12 protein-coding genes are annotated in these 17414 nt (G+C 34.8%); 9 read left to right on the top strand and 3 right to left on the bottom strand.

Annotated features, from left to right (window positions below):
- Window positions 1-58 precede the first annotated feature (58 nt).
- From ACSVDH_RS04505 to ACSVDH_RS04515, 3 genes are all read left to right on the top strand, one after another.
- A complete protein-coding gene (locus ACSVDH_RS04505; RefSeq protein ID WP_439248600.1) occupies window positions 59-1192 on the top strand; it encodes a DUF445 domain-containing protein in 1134 nt (377 codons plus the stop codon).
- A gap of 381 nt (window positions 1193-1573) precedes the next feature.
- Window positions 1574-1921 carry a YlbF/YmcA family competence regulator gene (locus ACSVDH_RS04510; RefSeq protein ID WP_299093331.1) on the top strand — a complete coding sequence of 116 codons (348 nt, stop codon included), beginning with the start codon at window positions 1574-1576 and terminating at the stop codon, window positions 1919-1921.
- 316 nt (window positions 1922-2237) lie between these two features.
- Window positions 2238-3107 (top strand): Cof-type HAD-IIB family hydrolase, encoded by an 870-nt coding sequence (locus tag ACSVDH_RS04515; RefSeq protein WP_439248601.1) that lies wholly within the window; start codon window positions 2238-2240, stop codon window positions 3105-3107.
- 416 nt (window positions 3108-3523) lie between these two features.
- On the opposite strand, the gene ACSVDH_RS04520 is transcribed toward ACSVDH_RS04515, so the two are convergent.
- From ACSVDH_RS04520 to ACSVDH_RS04530, 3 genes are all read right to left on the bottom strand, one after another.
- The gene (locus ACSVDH_RS04520) at window positions 3524-5803 is read right to left on the bottom strand and encodes a beta-L-arabinofuranosidase domain-containing protein (RefSeq protein ID WP_439248602.1); all 2280 of its coding nucleotides are present in this window, start codon (window positions 5801-5803) and stop codon (window positions 3524-3526) included.
- 202 nt (window positions 5804-6005) lie between these two features.
- A complete protein-coding gene (locus ACSVDH_RS04525; protein ID WP_439248603.1) occupies window positions 6006-6902 on the bottom strand; it encodes an Ig domain-containing protein in 897 nt (298 codons plus the stop codon).
- 277 nt (window positions 6903-7179) lie between these two features.
- Entirely contained in the window at window positions 7180-7587 is a 408-nt protein-coding gene (locus tag ACSVDH_RS04530; protein ID WP_439248604.1) for a hypothetical protein, read from the bottom strand.
- A 337-nt stretch (window positions 7588-7924) separates the two neighbouring features.
- On the opposite strand from ACSVDH_RS04530, the gene ACSVDH_RS04535 reads away from it, so the two are divergent.
- From ACSVDH_RS04535 to ACSVDH_RS04560, 6 genes are all read left to right on the top strand, one after another.
- Window positions 7925-8821 carry an AraC family transcriptional regulator gene (locus ACSVDH_RS04535; RefSeq protein ID WP_439248605.1) on the top strand — a complete coding sequence of 299 codons (897 nt, stop codon included), beginning with the start codon at window positions 7925-7927 and terminating at the stop codon, window positions 8819-8821.
- Window positions 8822-9614: 793 nt separating this feature from the next.
- A complete protein-coding gene (locus ACSVDH_RS04540; protein WP_439248606.1) occupies window positions 9615-10679 on the top strand; it encodes a M24 family metallopeptidase in 1065 nt (354 codons plus the stop codon).
- A 1221-nt stretch (window positions 10680-11900) separates the two neighbouring features.
- Window positions 11901-13289 (top strand): ABC transporter substrate-binding protein, encoded by a 1389-nt coding sequence (locus ACSVDH_RS04545; protein WP_439248607.1) that lies wholly within the window; start codon window positions 11901-11903, stop codon window positions 13287-13289.
- A 122-nt stretch (window positions 13290-13411) separates the two neighbouring features.
- Window positions 13412-14362 carry a carbohydrate ABC transporter permease gene (locus ACSVDH_RS04550; RefSeq protein ID WP_439248608.1) on the top strand — a complete coding sequence of 317 codons (951 nt, stop codon included), beginning with the start codon at window positions 13412-13414 and terminating at the stop codon, window positions 14360-14362.
- A 1-nt stretch (window position 14363) separates the two neighbouring features.
- Entirely contained in the window at window positions 14364-15194 is an 831-nt protein-coding gene (locus ACSVDH_RS04555) for a carbohydrate ABC transporter permease (protein WP_439248609.1), read from the top strand.
- Window positions 15195-15258: 64 nt separating this feature from the next.
- Complete coding sequence (locus ACSVDH_RS04560; RefSeq protein WP_439248610.1) at window positions 15259-17157, top strand: glycoside hydrolase family 127 protein; 1899 nt, start codon at window positions 15259-15261, stop codon at window positions 17155-17157.
- Window positions 17158-17414: the final 257 nt, after the last annotated feature.

Consider the following 17414-nt stretch of genomic DNA (forward strand, 5'->3'; position numbering starts at 1 on the left):
TATAAAACATCGTATGATATCTATACAAAATCGGTGAAGTTTTGGAAGGTAGATGGTTATGAACATTTTAATGACGACATTAATGATGATAGTAGTTGGCGCCGCAATTGGCGGTGTAACGAACCATTTGGCCATTAAGATGCTATTTCGTCCGTACAAGCCCCTATACTTGTTTGGTAAAAGGGTTCCTTTCACCCCGGGCCTCATTCCAAAAAGAAGAGAGGAACTTGCTAATCAAATGGGGAAAATGGTTGTGGAGCATTTATTAACAGCAGAAGGGCTGAAGCGCAAGTTTTTGCAGGCGCAATTTCAAGAACAACTTCTTGCCTGGGCTGAAGAACAGGTAAGAAAGGTCACGAATTCTGATAAAACGGCTGTACAGATTATGGCTGCATGGAAGATCGAAAATCCTTCAGAGCTTGTAAAAGGGAAATTAAAGACGTTTTTGCAAGGCAAATTTGATGATGCTATTTTAGGGAACAGGAACAAAACACTTGAGCAAATGATTCCGGAAAAAATGAAGGATGATGTATATGTTGCGATTCCAAAACTAGCTCAATTCATTATTGCTAAAGGAATTTCCTTTTTTGAAAGCAAGGAAGGCAAGGACCGTCTCGGAGAAATGATCGAAGATTTTCTCTCAACAAGAGGGATGCTGGGCAATATGATCGGGATGTTTTTAGGAAATGAGAGCTTACTTGATAAAGTACAGCCAGAAGTTATTAAGTTTTTAAAAAATCAAGAAACAACGAATTTGATCACGACATTAATTGGTCGTGAATGGAATAACATTCAGAAGATGACACTTGAAGAAGCAGACGAAAAGTGGAGAATCATCGAAAAAGGATCCAATCTGCTTGATATGGCTGTTGAACAATTAAAAGTAGAGGATTTATTTTCAACGCCAATTTCTACTTATTTAAAGCCACGAGAGCAAACCATTATTGTTGAATGGCTCCCGCGTGCTATAGAATTGTCAACAGGGTATCTTGTTTCACATCTTGAGGGCATATTAAAACAGTTAAAATTAGAGGATGTTGTTCGGGAACAAGTAGAAACATTTGCTGTTGAGCGCCTTGAGGATATGATCTTATCGATTTCGAAAAGGGAATTTAAGATGATTACCTATTTAGGTGCGCTATTAGGCGGGATCATTGGCGGGTTACAAGCAATTTTCGTGATACTGCTATAAATTGAACGTTTAAAAATTTTTGGTATGAATGGAGTTCCTATAAGCATAAAATGCAATATTGCTAATAGTTTGTTATAGTGTAGATAGAGCCTGCATAAGTTAAAAGAACAAAAGCGCAAGCGCCTTGGTCATCGCCGTACAAACTGGAGGAGCATCGACTGAGATAAAGGAAACACGGTAAGCGAAGCGAACCGATGTTGACTTATCGTAGGGAGATGATCTGAAGTTTGATAGGCGATAGGCGCTGGCAGTCAAAAACGCGACGTACTGTCGCACTGACTGCACTTGCACATCCTGTGCTTCGGAGCTGGATGTCGCAGCGCTTATCCACAGTTGAAGAATTTTATAATTTCCTAAGCGACAAGAAAGGAGGCTCATCATATGTCAGATAATTTATATGATGTTGCATACAATTTAGAGAAGGCATTACGTGAAAGTAACGATTTCAAAGAGTTAAAACGTCTTTATGATGAAGTAAATGCAGATGAATCATCGAGAAAAATGTTTGATAACTTCCGCGATATTCAATTAAACCTTCAGCAAAAGCAAATGACTGGAGAAGAAATTACACAAGAAGAAATCGAACATGCACAAAAATCTGTTCAATTAGTTCAACAACATGAAAAAATTTCTCAGCTTATGGCTGCCGAGCAGCGCTTAAGCATGGTGATAACAGATTTGAATAAAATTATTATGAAGCCGCTAGAAGAGATGTACGGAGCTCAGTAAACGAGGAAAATACATAGAAAATGGTGTTTAAGCAGAATGGGATCTTTCCATTCTGTTTTTTATCGTTTACCAGGAAATTATAAAATTCTTAAACTGTGAATAAGCGCACGACATCCAGCTCCAGCGCCTAGCCCCTCTAGGGTCTAGCCACTCATGAATTGAAGGCAAAGAACGCCTTCTATTCATGAGCGTCTTATTTGCCCTAGGCTGATCAAGACGCTTGCGCTTTTCTAATATTCTCTTCTATTGTTCTATTTTCGCGAAAAAGGACATAACCTCTTATTAGGTTAAGACATCAGTAGAAGGGGGAACCACAGTGACTCATTATCGGTTGCTTGCACTAAATATTGATGGAACATTGCTTCGTTCGAATGGTCGCCTCCAGCCGTCAACGAAAGAAGCGATTGAGTATGTTAAGGATAAAGGAATCTATGTCACTCTTGTAACGAATAGACATTTTCAATCTGCCAAAAAACTTGCAAAAGCATTAAAGCTGGAATCGATTTTAGTAGCACATGGAGGAGCATTTATTTCTGATAATCTTGATAAGCCTTTATTTGAAAAAAGTATCTCTGAGGAGCAGACGTTTAATCTTGTGCAAGTGCTAGAAAATTTTAAATGTAATATTAGAATCACCCATGAGCGCTTTTCAATCGGAAATCGAAAAAAAATCGCATCGAACTTACTGAGTAAATCCATTTTGAATACATCTGATTCGATGTTTTATCCGGTGCAATTTGTTGATTCTTTAGGTGATTCACTGCGGGATGAGCCAGTAGCTGCAAGGAGAATTGATGTACACTTCTCCAGTGAGGAAGAAAAAGAAGAGGCAGCAGGGTTAATAAGTGAAGCATTTGATTCAATTGAAGTGAGAGATCATCAAGCGAAAAAGCTAGAAATTGTGAAAATAGGTGTTTCAAAAGAAAGTGGACTCCGTGCATTAGCGAGCCATCTAAAAATTCCTTTAGAAAAAACGGTTGCGATTGGTGATGCTGAGGATGATATTGGTATGATTACCTCAGCGGGCTTAGGTGTTGCCATGTGGAATGCACCATTTGAAGTAAAGCGCGTGGCGGATTGGGTCACAAGATCGAATAACCAACAGGGTGTAGCATATATGGTAAAAGAGCATTTCCGCAAGCAGCAAAGATTAGATTTCTTAGAGAAAATAAAAATAGATAAGTAAGAAGGGGAGGCAATGCTTCTCCTTCTTACCTTTTATACCATCTTAACGCGAAGTATTCATAAAATTTGAGTTTAGGTGGTACTAACTTCTGAAATTATGGAATGTAAATTGATGATTTTAAGTGTATAGTTGAATCTAAGATCTGGAAAGAGCATTGGAATAAATGGTGAAAAACTCCATAATGATAGTAAACAAGCTTAAGAATTAGCTTTGATCATTAACATAACACTCCCAAAAAATTTAAGAATTAAAAATGACTTTGATTGAAAAGTGGTAAATTCAAATCAAATGTTTGGCTGAGATCAATATGGCTAAGATTCTTAATAATTATATGAAGAAAATTCCCCGTTCTAGATTTAAGGAGAAACGGGGAATAAATCTTCTTGAGATATGGAGTTTAATCCTTTATATAAGTGTTACTTTGTTTTTATATAAAGGTGGTAGTGCTCATGATTTATTTCAGCTAGTGGAACAAATTTAATTTGTTCTGCTTCATACATAAAATGATCCGTCCCCCCAATTCTTATAATTTTTTCATGAAGATTCTCTTCGCTTATTGGTAATTCTAAATAATTCTCCTGATTCGAAATGGCTGCTAAAATATATGGCCCATAGGCAATAGAAACAATGTTTTTCTTATCGGGTGTAGATTCAAGTCTCAAGGTTGGAGAAAATTGGATAGATACTTTATCACCTTTAAACCACTGTTTTTCAATTACTAAGTATCCAGCCAGTTCTTTTGCATTATATTCCGATTGATTAACCAAAATTTTCACAGCACCCTTATGCCAATAAGGTAAGCGTATTTTTAACGCATTTTTCCTCAATTTTTTTATATCCAATTCAATTGATCCTGAAAATGGGTTATGAACTTTTTGCTCTATTTGTATGCCGTTTTTCTCATCGTTAATTTCAGAAGAGACAAACAAATTCACATACAGGGATTCTTCATCAGAAAAATATAGAGCTTCCGTATATTTGAAATGATTTTCCAATCCTGTACCATGACAGCAAGTATTTTCTCCATCAAATCCTTTTTGGCTGCCCGGACGGGTTGGCATGAAATACGTGCTTGCTCCTTTACATTCATGATCTGTACTTGAAAGGATATGATTGAACATTGTTCTTTCGTAATAATCCATAAATCTTACATCATCTTCATATTCATAAAGATTTTTTGTTAATTTTAGCATATTATAGGAAGCACAGGTTTCTGCAGTATTATCGGAAATATTTACCCCAATTTGAAAAGGCTGCTTAAACATTTCTCCCTCACCGGTTCCGCCAATTGAATAGATATGTGCGTTTACCACAGATTCCCAAAAGAAATGAGAGATTTCGTAGTATTTTTTCTCTTTTGTGGCATCAAAAATTCTCATTGCACCGATCATCTGCGGAATGTGTTGATTGGCATGTAGTGAACCCAATGCATCAATCTTTTGTTCCATAGGGAAGAATAATCGATCATTGTCAAATAGTTTTGCTGCCTTAATATGTTTTTCCTTTTTGGTATACATATATAATTCAGCCATTGATTCATTCATTCCACCCAATTCACCAGCAATATACATGCCCCACATTTTTTTCAATTGTTTGTTTGGTAATACACTTAGACGGTTGTATACCCAATCCCCAAGTTTATCGGCAATGGTTAATGCTAAATCAATTTTGGCTAAATTGTAACTATCTAATAAGCCGGCAAATATTTTATGCAATGTATAATAAGGAGCCCAAATTTTGGGGTAACGTGTATACTGTTCCAAAAGATCGAATTGTTCTTCGGAATAGCCACTGAGAAATCCGTATCCATAGTTTCCATTTGCTTCAAATGCCAACTGAGCTTTATTAAGTTCAGAGATCATATAGGTTAGTTTTCCAAATATAGTTTTATTATCCGTTGCAGCATAACATAAGGCGAGTGCAGATAGATAATGCCCTGTAGTGTGACCTCTAAGTAAACTATCTGGTGAATCCCACCCAATCATTTCAGGAGCACCTTTCGTATCCAAACCGGAAGTTTTTCTAAAGTTATATAGCATCTGATCATCGTTTACAGAAAGTAGAAATGCTAAACGCCGGTCCTGAGCCTTCTTGAAAAGGGTATTCTCTTTCAATCGAACTTTAGTAGTTGAAATACTTTTTACTTTAGTGGATTTTTCCTGATGAATATCAATATTTCTTTTAATTTTGATTGTTGCTTTTATATCGTAGTCAGTATCAGTTAATTTTCCATAAACAGTTTTTTCACCTATTTCATCATAAATTTTTCTTTCTTCTTCGTTCCAGGTAATTGAGTGTGCAATGATATCGCCACTTTTTGTTTGAATGGCTACTACTGACGGAAGGTAAAATTCTTCATTTACTTTCTTTTCAAGAATAATTGGAAAAACCTTTTCTAATTGAATTTTATTTTCTTCTTCTAAAATATTAACTTCATAAATCTTATCTATTGAGACTTCACCATATGAAAAAGTTGCAGTTATGGGAACAATTCGGTCGCCTTTACCATATTCTGGACGGTGAACTCTACCTGTCCCATCGATCCATCGATCATCCTTTGAACGCCAAGTAATTTTTGATCCAAATTTTCCTTCAGTCGGAAGTTTTATATCAAATTCTACTGTTTTTAAGTTTCCTAGATATAAAGCTTCAATATCTTTTTCAACAATTTCTCTTGCACTTAATACATTTGGCATTTTTTATCCTCCAATCATTATGTGTAAATCGCTTACATAAAAAGCATATAAAAAATGGTCAATACTGTCGGTAGTTGAAAAAAAAGATTAGGTGGATTAATTTGACTATATATTGTATATATTTATAAAAAAAGTGCAGGGAAAATATGTCAACACTTTTTTGGAATAGAGATAGAAGAAACGCTGTTTCAGAGACCTTTGTTTAGCGTATTTTTATTGAAAATGTTTTCTTTACCGGAATGCTTTTTTCATCATAATCTCTTAATTCAACGGTAAAGGTGTAGTTCTCTTTTGCTTGTTTTTTTGATACTTTTCCATTGATGGTTCCGGTAAACCTGTTTAAACTTAATCCTTCAGGAAGAGAGCCCTCCACTATTCTCCAATCATAAAATGGGACACCACCCATTGCCGATAACGTTTGTGTATATTTATTGCCTTTTTTTGCATTATCTAGAGAGGTAGTAACAATTTGAGGTTTAAGAAAAGGTGTTAGGTTTCTGTTCAGTTTCCATCCGGCATTTTCTGCAACTAATAGAGTAAGTTTTGTCAACATCCATCTCCTTGTAGGGAAATAATGCTTCCAACCTGCACTTTGACCGCTTATACGATCCCAAAATTTCTCATCACTTGGTATATGGTAACTGCTATCAAGTGGAACAGGGTATCCCTGATAATTAATTACATCCGGATCATTACCGCCATTCACTTTATATTCTTGCATACCAGACCAATACTCATGAAATGCTAATGAATGCCCAAATTCGTGCATCATTAGTCCATAAACATCTGTTACTTTATATAAATCAGTTAAATACCATTTTTCATCATCTAGTAATGTAAATGGAATGGCTCCATCTATAAACTCTAAAATTAAACCTAGCGATCTATGGATTTCTCCAGGAACCATTTCACCGTTTCTTGTATGGTAATTTCCATTATTAGCTGGATACCCTGTAGACCATGGATCATTAAGTCCTCTCATAGCGATCCACATACCGTTATAAGGTAAATTGTTTGTTACTTCTACATGATTTTCCCAATTATCACCCGGAATCATAATACTTTCAGAGTTTGCTGGAACCTCATCAAAGGGTTCCATATCAAAGAAGTAAAACCAGTCTTTAACAGCCTGTTCTGCAGCATTTCTGATTCCTTCATCCTTAAAGTATCCTGTAATTGTGTCAGAACGATAATCAAAATGCAGAGGGAAATTTGTTTCTTTATTATCATCCTGATCCCAAACTCTAATAGGTATGTTTTGAGTATGTCCTTTGCCAATTTTGTCCGAAGTTTTAAATATTAATTTATATTTTTCAACTTCATTCGGACCACCAATACGGTCAGGATGAATGGCCAGTTTAAAATCCTTTTTCTCTTCAGCGTTGGAAAAATGTTAACGTTTTTGTCGCCCCATCTTTAGACAACTCGCTTGGCAAATCCATCATTAAACGTGAGGTTCCTGTTGCTTTAATTGTTATGGTTACAGGAAAGACAGCATCCTTTGGCGGTTTAACTGTAAGTTTTACATAAGGGTTTGCGATATATCCCTGCCAGTCCACCAGTTCAACGCCATAATTGTTGATGCTTCTTCCGAACATATCATAGATCTGAGTTTTTGAAAGTTCACTTGAATTTGGTTTAGTTACTGTTTTATTAGAAGCTATATTGTTATTTGATTGATCTTGTAAAACATAATTTGATGTTGCCGCAAAACTTTGTTGAACAGAAAGTACTAAAGATGCAATCATTGTAAGAATTAAAACAATAAATAATTTTTTATTCATTTTTAAACCTCCATTCAAAAGTTACTACATTTTTCATGATTTTACTCCCAGTTACAACATTATAAACACGCTTTCGATTTTTAATGAATTTGAACCACCTCCTAAAAAGTTTGATATCTGTGTCATCTGGATTTGTGATAAAATAGTGTTAGTTTACATCTTAAAGTTCACGAATGGTGGAATATTCAGAATAGTTGAATTGTTAAAATGATAGCATTTGTAACTTATCCTTGTCGGTAGTACAACAATTACATTAGGTGTATAAAACTGACCTTTTTTAAAAAAATATGAGAATGAAAGAAGGATAAATGAAATTACATATAGAGGATGAAACATATTGAGTCAATTCCTAAAAACTGATGTAAATATACCTATCGAATTTATTTCATGTGGCCAATTTTTATCAAGGGAACCTTGGACGCACACCAAACGAAACCTAAAAAGTTTTGTAATTATTATTGGTGTGAAAGAGATTCTTTACATTACGCAAGAAGGTACGCAGTATGAAATTAAGCCCGGGGATATTTTACTTTTGTTAAGCTCGCAAACCCATCATGGTCATAGGGAGTGTAAGCCTGGGGTATCATTTTATTGGTGCCATTTTAATTGCAGTAACCATTTTACATTGATTGATGATAAGACTATGGAAGATGAAGTAATATCATTTCGTTCTAATCCCGCTTATGATCGATCTAACCCGCATATTTTTATACCAATCTATTCAAAACCTCAAAGAGTTGAGCGAATTAATATACTATTTAATCAATTACTGGATGTGTCCAATGCAAACTACTATAACAAAAGAAGTGTTGATTATATAATCACAACTTTGTTAATTGAAATATCAGAACAAGCTCTTACCAATTTCCAAACAACAAAAGAAAAAACAAAAGCTGACAAAAATCTTGTGAAGATTGTTGAATGGCTCCGTATACATACAACGGATAATATCTCAGTTACTTCAGTAGCAGAACAGTTCAATTACAATAAAGATTATTTATCTCGCATTTTTAAGCAAAAAATCGGAATAAATATCCAAGAATATATTCATATTCTCAAGGTATCTAAAGCAAAAGAACTATTATCTTCTACAAACCTTGGCATTAAAGAGATTGCTTATACAATCGGAATTTCTGATGAAAAATATTTTATGAAGCTATTTAAAAAATACGAAAAATTAACCCCAACACAATTTCGGAAAGCTTACTATCGGACACATTTAAATAAAGAATAAAAAAATCGAGGGGTAATATGCCCCTCTTTGGTAATTAATATTCTATCTATCCCTTATTCGTTAACCTGTTCTGTCAAATCTCCCTAATTTTTGCATCTTTTTCTCCACATTAGGTTTGATTTCTCAACTACATATTCGGGAACCTCATCTTTTTTCCGTAGTTGAGAAATTCAAAAATATTACCGCTTAATTTAGTAAGTTTATACATTCCACTTTTAAGAGACCGGAAAGAAGATATTATGGAGCTGAGTGAGCGTTTTTTTAATGAAAAATTTCAAATTTTACTAAAAGGTAAGAATAATCCACCTAATATTTAATTTTAGCTACTGACATTTAATATTCGTTGATGCTATCATTTCGTTTGAAAACGCATCCACAAAAGTTAAACTAATACATGAAAGGAAAACTACCCTTGATTTTATATGATTGAAAAAAGGTATAGAATTATATTTTACAAATATAATTCCTTTTATTGAAATCAACAATCAATAACGATGATGACACGATAAAAGTTAATAATCGTTTTTGTGAAAGATTTGCACCGAGGTTTGGAATGATTTCTTAACTTCATTAAATTAATTAAATGTTGAAAACTAATATACACATGGACTAGGTTTAAAGTAACTAAAATGTGCATATACGTCAGATTGGCATCTAATAATGTCTGCTTCTGCTGTATTGGTAGTTTCAGCAATCTTATTGGTCAAAAGAATTATATTGGGGTATTAGTCGTACTGAAAAGAATAATTAAATGAATACATGTTAAAAAACAAACTATTAGGGAGTGGAACCATTGAATAAAATAACGAAGCTTAGATGCGAGTTTGAATATTTGGGAATTGATGGAATTGTTATTGCTAGCCCAACGAATCGAAGATATATGACTGGATTTACTGGAACTGCGGGTGTTGTAATTGTTTCAAGAGAGGAAGCAGTATTTGTTACTGATTTTCGGTATATAGAGCAAGCTAACAGCCAAGCAAAAGGGTACAATATTGTGCAGTATAAAGATGATTTAACAGCAGAAATAGCAAAACAGGTTGTAAGCTTAGGAATTACCAAACTTGGCTTTGAGGAAGAACATCTTTCGTATAAAGAATTCCGAAAATACACTGAAGCGATTAATGTATCTTTTGTACCTACTTCTGGGGTAGTTGAAAAGCTTCGTGAAATCAAAACGGAAGAAGAAATTGCCGCTATTAAAAGAGCAGCAGCAATAGGGGATATTGCTTTTAAACATATATTAAACTATATTAAACCTGGAATAACAGAAAAAAAAGTTGCAAATGAATTAGAGTTTGTCATGAGAAGAGAAGGGGCTGCATCCTCTGCTTATGATATCATAGTGGCTTCTGGATATCGTTCAGCACTACCACATGGCATCGCATCAGACAAGGTCATTGAAAAAGGTGATATGGTTACCCTTGACTTTGGTGCATATTATAATGGATATCGTTCAGATTTGACTCGAACTGTAGCTGTTGGAGAGCCGAATGAAAAACTAAAGGAAGTCTATCAAGTTGTTTTGCAAGCACTTAATAAAGGTGTCGCTGGATTACGGGCAGGACTTACGACAAATGAAGTAGACGCTCTACCACGCAGCTACATTCAAGAAAAAGGTTATGGAGATTATTTTGGGCACGGTGCAGGTCATGGAATAGGACTAGATATTCATGAAAATCCATTTTTTAGCACAAAAGGAAAACCTCAAAAAATAGTAGCAGGAATGGTAGTAACTATTGAGCCTGGTATTTACATTCCCAATCTTGGCGGTGTAAGAATTGAAGATGATTTACTTGTTGCAGAAAATGGAAATGAAGTACTTACTCAATCTATAAGAGAGTTAACAATTATATAGATTTTATCTGGGCAGTAAGACTTGATGGTCTAGATTAACAACAAGTCAAAATCTTTCAGCATTAACCCTGTACTTCAAGTAAGAAAGTAGAGTACATGATAAGAAAATTTGACACTTTAAAGCACTACTTCAAAAAATGTGGTAATAAATGATATTAAATAGGCGCATTATTTTGAATTGCTCCCCTTAAGGTAGACAGATTAAAAATAAAAATCTGTTTTACCCTAAGGGGAGCTTTTTATGTTCAATCTAAAATTTAACTTTAATAGAATCTACTGATTATGAAAACCTTTGGCATACAAGCAGATTTCCGAAAGGTTACAAATGTTACGAATTTAAGGATAGACAATCAAAAAAGGCCTATTTAAGTGCTATTCGTGATCTATATGATTGCACAATTGTTAGCTATGTTCTGGGGCACTCCAATAATAATAAAATAGTATTTGATACTCTCTACCAAGCTATAGCACTTTTAGATGGGAAATATCTACTTATCTATAGTGATCGTCGGTTTTAATACACTTCCATTATCAAATGAAATTTTACGTTTATCAATTTAATAAGTAATTCTATGAAAAGCCTCCAAAACCATTAAATTTATAGTCGGATTTATACACCTAATGTAATAGTTGGACCACTGACAAAATTTAGGGCCAAATGATATTATTTTAGTGGATAACAAAATTCTAAAAATTAAGATTATTATGAATGGTAAGCGATTTCAGAAGGGGGTAGTTCATATAGGTGAAATTATCAATATTTTATTTTATCAAATAGTTAGTGGTTTCTATTAATCATTTTTATTAATCAATTTATTAAAATTAGCTTATTCTTTCATTCAAATAAAGGCTGGATGAAAATAAATGGAAGATACTGATTCTGTTTTCAGTAATGCAACTGTACTATAATTCCTCAAAAATAGTCTTAGCAGTAGTAAGGCTTTTTTATAGAAAGACAGGAAATAAACGTTATTTAAGACTTAATAAAATATTAATAATCGAGGTCAAAAAAAAGATCAAATTGATCTTTAATTAACCCTATTATTTTTGAAAAAGTCAGATTTATACACCATTTGACATTCTCCCTCTGCGGACTATAATTCTATACTTTAATTAATATTTCAAAAATATCCAAAATTTTACACAATTTTTCAATCACTAAAACATCCTTGAATCTTACATGAAAATTTAAATAAGAAAAAATAGAGAAAGGTGTGGGGAAATGAGAAAACGTAAATTCTATCTTGCAATTTCTGTTGTCTTAATATTGATTGTTGGACTATTAAGCGGTTGTTTTGGCGGCAGCAGTGCAACAGGAAATGTAGAAGAGAGCAATGGAAATAAAGATGCTGTTCAACTAAAGTTCACGTATTGGGGAGGACCTCTTGAGAAGGAGTCAATTGAAGCGTTACTTAAATCCTTTAACGATTCTCATCCGAACATTCAAGTAAAAGGACAACAAGTTCAAGGGAACTATTTAGAAAAAATGACGACGATGGCTTCTTCGAATACTCTTCCGGATTTGGGCTATTTCCCAGAAGGAAGCCTACCACCTTGGCTTGAAAGCGGTGCGATTAAAGATTTAAAACCACTGTTTGATTCAGGTGAATTCGGAGACAAATTAAAATACTCAATTTTTCAGTTTGAGGAAAACGGTCCAATTGCTGGTTCCAGTGTGGCTAATGAAGTAGCAAATATTTATTACAACAAAGATTTATTTGATGAAGCAGGGGTAGAATACCCGCCAACAAAAGCAGAAGAGGCCTGGACATGGGAGGAATTTGTTGAAGTAGCTAAAAAACTGACTGTAGACCGAAATGGCAAACATCCTGGTGAAGATGGATTTGATCCAAAAAATATTAAAACTTATGGTGTTAATAACTTTACTTATCATTATGAGACATTCCTTTTTAGTAACGATGGAGGGATTATTTCCGAAGATGGAAAGGATATTATCCTTGATAAACCTGAGACAATAGAATCCTTACAGAAAATGCAGGATTTAATGTATGTTCATCATGTAATGCCTACTCCAGCTAATTTATCCACTATTCCTAATGTGGATACAGCACTTCTAACAAAGCGTGTTGCCATGAATATTGATGGTCATTGGGCGTTGCAGGAACTTGGTAAAGCTAAAAAGGAAAAGAATTTAAATTTAGGAATCGGTGTATTGCCAAAAATGAAAAATGCTGTAACAACAAGTTATGGAACGCCAATTGTGGTGTTTAATACTGACAATACAAAAGCAAATTGGGATGAAACAAAGGAATTTTTAAAATTTGTAATGGATCCTCAGAATAGTTTACCGTTAATTACTGGTGGATTATGGATGCCTAATGAAGAAAAGTGGTATCAGGATCCTGAGTTAATTAAAAAGTGGACTGATACCGAGATTCACCCAGAAGAATTTAAAGAATCAGTCATCGATTGGGCTATGAACAATGTTCGTCAAAACCCAAACTATTATTGGAAGGACCGTTCTGAAGCGAGTCAAATTATTACTCCTGGATTAGACCAAATTTGGACGAATAAAAAGAAAGCGGAAGAAGTTGTGAACGATGTCATTATGCCAAAATTAAATCAAAAGTTTGGCGATGAATACAAATAATGAATTCTTTTTTGAAAATAGGTTTGTTACGAAGTGCATAGCTTCGTAACAAGCCACTAAAATTAAGTTTTGTTTTAAAAAAACGATCGATGCTCTGCTGTGTTTATTTAAGGAGGGATCAAATGAGTATTGGAAATATACCTATAAAATCTAATAGTACAAAAGTGGGGGTTAAAGTAAAAAGCAATCTTAAATTGCGTCAAAAAGAAATATTTTGGGGTTATTTTTTTACCCTTCCAGCTATTTTAGGATTATTAATTTGGACAATCGGCCCTATGCTAGCAAGTTTGTATTTTAGTTTTACGGATTATAAGGTGGTTGGAGATTATCAATGGATAGGATTTCAAAACTATGTGGAGATTTTTAAGAACGATCTAAATTTCAAAAAATCGCTGTTTGTGACTTTTTATTTTGCTATAGGAAGTACAATATTTACCCTCTTAGCAGCATTATTCGTAGCAATACTTATGAACATAAGTATAAAAGGCCAATCCATATTTAGAACAATGTATTATTTACCTGTTATCGTACCAGCAGTTGCCTCCAATATACTATGGCTATGGCTATTTAACCCTGACTTCGGTTTATTAAACAGCATATTAGATTTTTTCCATCTTCCGAAGCTAATGTGGATTTATGATGAAACGACCGTAATTCCTTCATTAATATTATTGAGTATGTGGGGATGCGGTGGTACAGCATTAATTTTTCTTGCAGGGCTGCAAGACGTGCCTAAGCAGCTGCTTGAGGCAGTTGATATTGACGGAGGAAATTGGTGGCATAAATTTAGATTCGTCACTGTTCCATCAATATCACCGGTAATCTTCTTTAATCTTATTATGGGTCTGATCGGCTCCTTTCAAGCATTTACACAAGCCTATGTCATGACAGAAGGCGGACCGAATAACAGCACGCTATTTTATGTTTTTCTGATTTATCGCGAGGCATTCCAGAAAAATAATATGGGATATGCTAGTGCGCTTTCATGGATTTTGTTTATAGTAATCTTTATTTTTACATTGTTCATCTTTAAGTCTTCTAAAAGCTGGGTGCATTACGGGGGAGGTAAGTAAGATGAAATTAAAAACTGTAAATCGAATAATTTCGCTATCTGTATTAATTGTAGGTGCCGTCATAAGCTTAGTTCCCTTTGTATGGCTTATCCGCAGCTCTTTAATGACTTCGACGGAAATATTTGAGTTTCCGCCAAAACTTTTTCCTGAAGAGTTCCAGTGGTCAAACTATATTGAAATATTTTCCATTATTGATTTTTTGCTTTACTTTAAAAATACTTTAATCATTTTAATTCCTGTTCTTATTGGGACGATTATCACCTGCTGTATGTGCGGCTATGGCTTTGCCAGACTGAAATTTCCAGGTAGAGATATTTGGTTCTCTCTTATTATTGCAACAATGATGCTCCCAGGAGCTGTTACTCTGATACCTACATTTTTAATGTGGTCAGAGTTAGAGGCTATTAACACATTTTGGCCGTTAATTATTCCTGCTTTTTTTGGCGGCGGCGGTTTCTTTATCTTTTTAATGCGCCAGTTTTTCATGAACATTCCAAGAGAACTAGATGAATCCGCCTTAATTGATGGAGCAAACCATTTTCAGATATTCACAAAAATATTACTCCCATTAGTTAAGCCGCCAATGTTAGTAGTAGGTTTCTTTACTTTCATGGGTGTATGGAATGACTTTTTTGGACCATTGATTTTCTTAAATGATGAAGCAAAGTATACGTTAGCTCTTGGTCTTTTACAATTAAAAGGTTCATACGCAGCTGATTGGCATCTCATGATGGCAGCAGCAGCAGTCATGACCGTTCCTGCAATTGTCATTTTCTTTATCGGACAGCGTTACTTTATTGAAGGGATCAGTTTAACTGGTATAAAGGGTTAGTCATAAAGATAACCTTTATTTTTTCTATAAAAATCGTTTTCTATTTAGAAAGGAGTTCACAAAAATGAATTTACTGCAACAAAAAATATTAAAACCGGTATCTTTCACGAATGTAGTGATAGATGATGTCTTTTGGGCACCGCGAATTAAAGTTAATCGGGAGCAAACCATTCCTCATCAGTATAAGCAATGTAAAGAATCTGGGAGAATTGATGCATTTAAACTTAATTGGAAACATGGTATGGAAAATGAACCCCATATATTTTGGGATTCTGATGTAGCCAAGTGGCTGGAAGCGGCAAGCTACAGCCTTGCCACTCATCCTGATCCTGAGCTTGATTTGCTGGTAGACGAAGTGATTGCCTTAATTAGTTCTGCACAACAGCCTGATGGCTATCTTAATGTTTACTTTACTGTGGTTAAACCAGGTGAACGTTGGACTGATTTGCGTGATGCCCATGAATTATATTGTGCCGGACATTTGATTGAAGCTGGGGTAGCTCATTTCGAGGCAACAAAAAAACGAACACTTCTTGATGTAGTCTGCCGCTATGCCGACCATATTGAATCCATTTTTGGATATGAAGAAGGAAAGAAGAGAGGTTATTGCGGCCATCAAGAAATCGAGCTGGCCCTTGTTAAATTGTATCGAGTAACCGGTGAAAAACGTTATTTGAAATTAAGTCAATTCTTTATAGATGAACGTGGACAAGAGCCTCATTATTTTACGCTTGAGAAGAAGGAAAGAAAAGGATTTTTTGACAATTTTATGAATCACTTGGATAACATCAAAGAGTACAACCAATCTCATAAGCCAGTGAGAGAGCAAAATAAAGTTGTTGGACATTCAGTAAGGGCGATGTATATGTATTCTGCAATGGCCGATCTTGCTGGAGAAATTGGCGATGAATCACTATTAAAAGCATGTGAACGACTATGGGAGCATTTACATACGAAAAATATGTTTATTACAGGTGGAATTGGATCCACAGGTAAAAATGAGGGATTTACTTACGATTATGATCTCCCAAATGAGACGTCATATGCAGAAACCTGTGCAGCTATTGGATTGGTTTATTGGAATCATAGAATGCTTCAATTGGAATGTGACGGGAAATATGCAGATGCCATGGAACGTGCCCTTTATAATGGTGTGATTAGCGGTGTCTCATTAGACGGCAAAAAGTTCTTTTACGCTAATCCTTTAGCAAGTATTGGTGACCGACATCGAAAAGAATGGTTTGGATGCGCCTGTTGTCCTCCTAACCTTGCTAGGTTGCTGGCTTCTTTAGGAAATTATCTATATTCACAAAGCATTGATGATATTGTTGTCCATTTATATGTCCAAGGCGAAGCAAGGTTTAATTTACATGGACAGCAAATTAAACTAAGGCAAAAAACTGATTATCCTTGGAATGAGAAAATCTCTATTAATCTTGAATTAGAGTGTCCAGATACCTTTGGAGTAAAACTGCGAATTCCAGAATGGTGCAAAACGGCAAAACTTAAAGTGAATAATAAAGAGTTGGAAATTACCGACCATTTTGATAAGGGGTATGTCCGTATTGAGCGTGAGTGGAAAAATGACGATAGAGTAGAATTAGAGTTATTTATGCCGATTGAAAGGATATATTCTCATCCGAAAGTTAGGCAAAATGTAAATACTGTAGCTATTCAAAGAGGACCGATTATATATTGTTTAGAATCAATTGATAATATTTACTCTTTACATGAAATTTCTCTCCCGAAGGAAGGAGTACTTCATTCTATTTATGATGAAACACTTCTAGGAGGAGTTGTAAAGATCATAGGAGAGGCAGAACTAGTTGACGACGATTGGGAGAATAAACTTTATTCCACCACTAAACCAAAAAACAAGCCTTTTCAAATAACCGCAATCCCATATTATGCATGGAATAATCGAGCATCTGGGCAAATGAGGGTTTGGATCCATGAGGGATAAAATGAATGATTAAGGAAAGGCGGGATGGGAGGGATGTTCCCTATTGATTTGAATGTCGTTTTCTTTATGAAGGAAGTCCTCAAAATGGTTTGACGCTTGGATAATGAAGCAGAAAAAACTTTATGAATGCAGGTTAATATTCTAATAGATGGAGAGTATTTAGTTGGTTACACTAAGGGGATATAAGATGTTGAAAAAATTTCCAATCAGAACTGTGCACTCCCAAATGAAATGATAAAAGGGGAAGAAAAGGTGAC

The organism is Metabacillus sp. Hm71 (assembly GCF_051842955.2).
Classification (GTDB): domain Bacteria; phylum Bacillota; class Bacilli; order Bacillales; family Bacillaceae; genus Metabacillus.

Coding starts and splice junctions, on each gene's coding strand:
- ACSVDH_RS04505 (WP_439248600.1), top strand. CDS start 59: ATGAACATTTTAATGACGACATTAATGATGATAGTAGTTGGCGCCGCA.
- ACSVDH_RS04510 (WP_299093331.1), top strand. CDS start 1,574: ATGTCAGATAATTTATATGATGTTGCATACAATTTAGAGAAGGCATTA.
- ACSVDH_RS04520 (WP_439248602.1), bottom strand. CDS start 5,803: ATGCCAAATGTATTAAGTGCAAGAGAAATTGTTGAAAAAGATATTGAA.
- ACSVDH_RS04525 (WP_439248603.1), bottom strand. CDS start 6,902: ATGGAACCCTTTGATGAGGTTCCAGCAAACTCTGAAAGTATTATGATT.
- ACSVDH_RS04530 (WP_439248604.1), bottom strand. CDS start 7,587: ATGAATAAAAAATTATTTATTGTTTTAATTCTTACAATGATTGCATCT.
- ACSVDH_RS04545 (WP_439248607.1), top strand. CDS start 11,901: ATGAGAAAACGTAAATTCTATCTTGCAATTTCTGTTGTCTTAATATTG.
- ACSVDH_RS04550 (WP_439248608.1), top strand. CDS start 13,412: ATGAGTATTGGAAATATACCTATAAAATCTAATAGTACAAAAGTGGGG.
- ACSVDH_RS04555 (WP_439248609.1), top strand. CDS start 14,364: ATGAAATTAAAAACTGTAAATCGAATAATTTCGCTATCTGTATTAATT.
- ACSVDH_RS04560 (WP_439248610.1), top strand. CDS start 15,259: ATGAATTTACTGCAACAAAAAATATTAAAACCGGTATCTTTCACGAAT.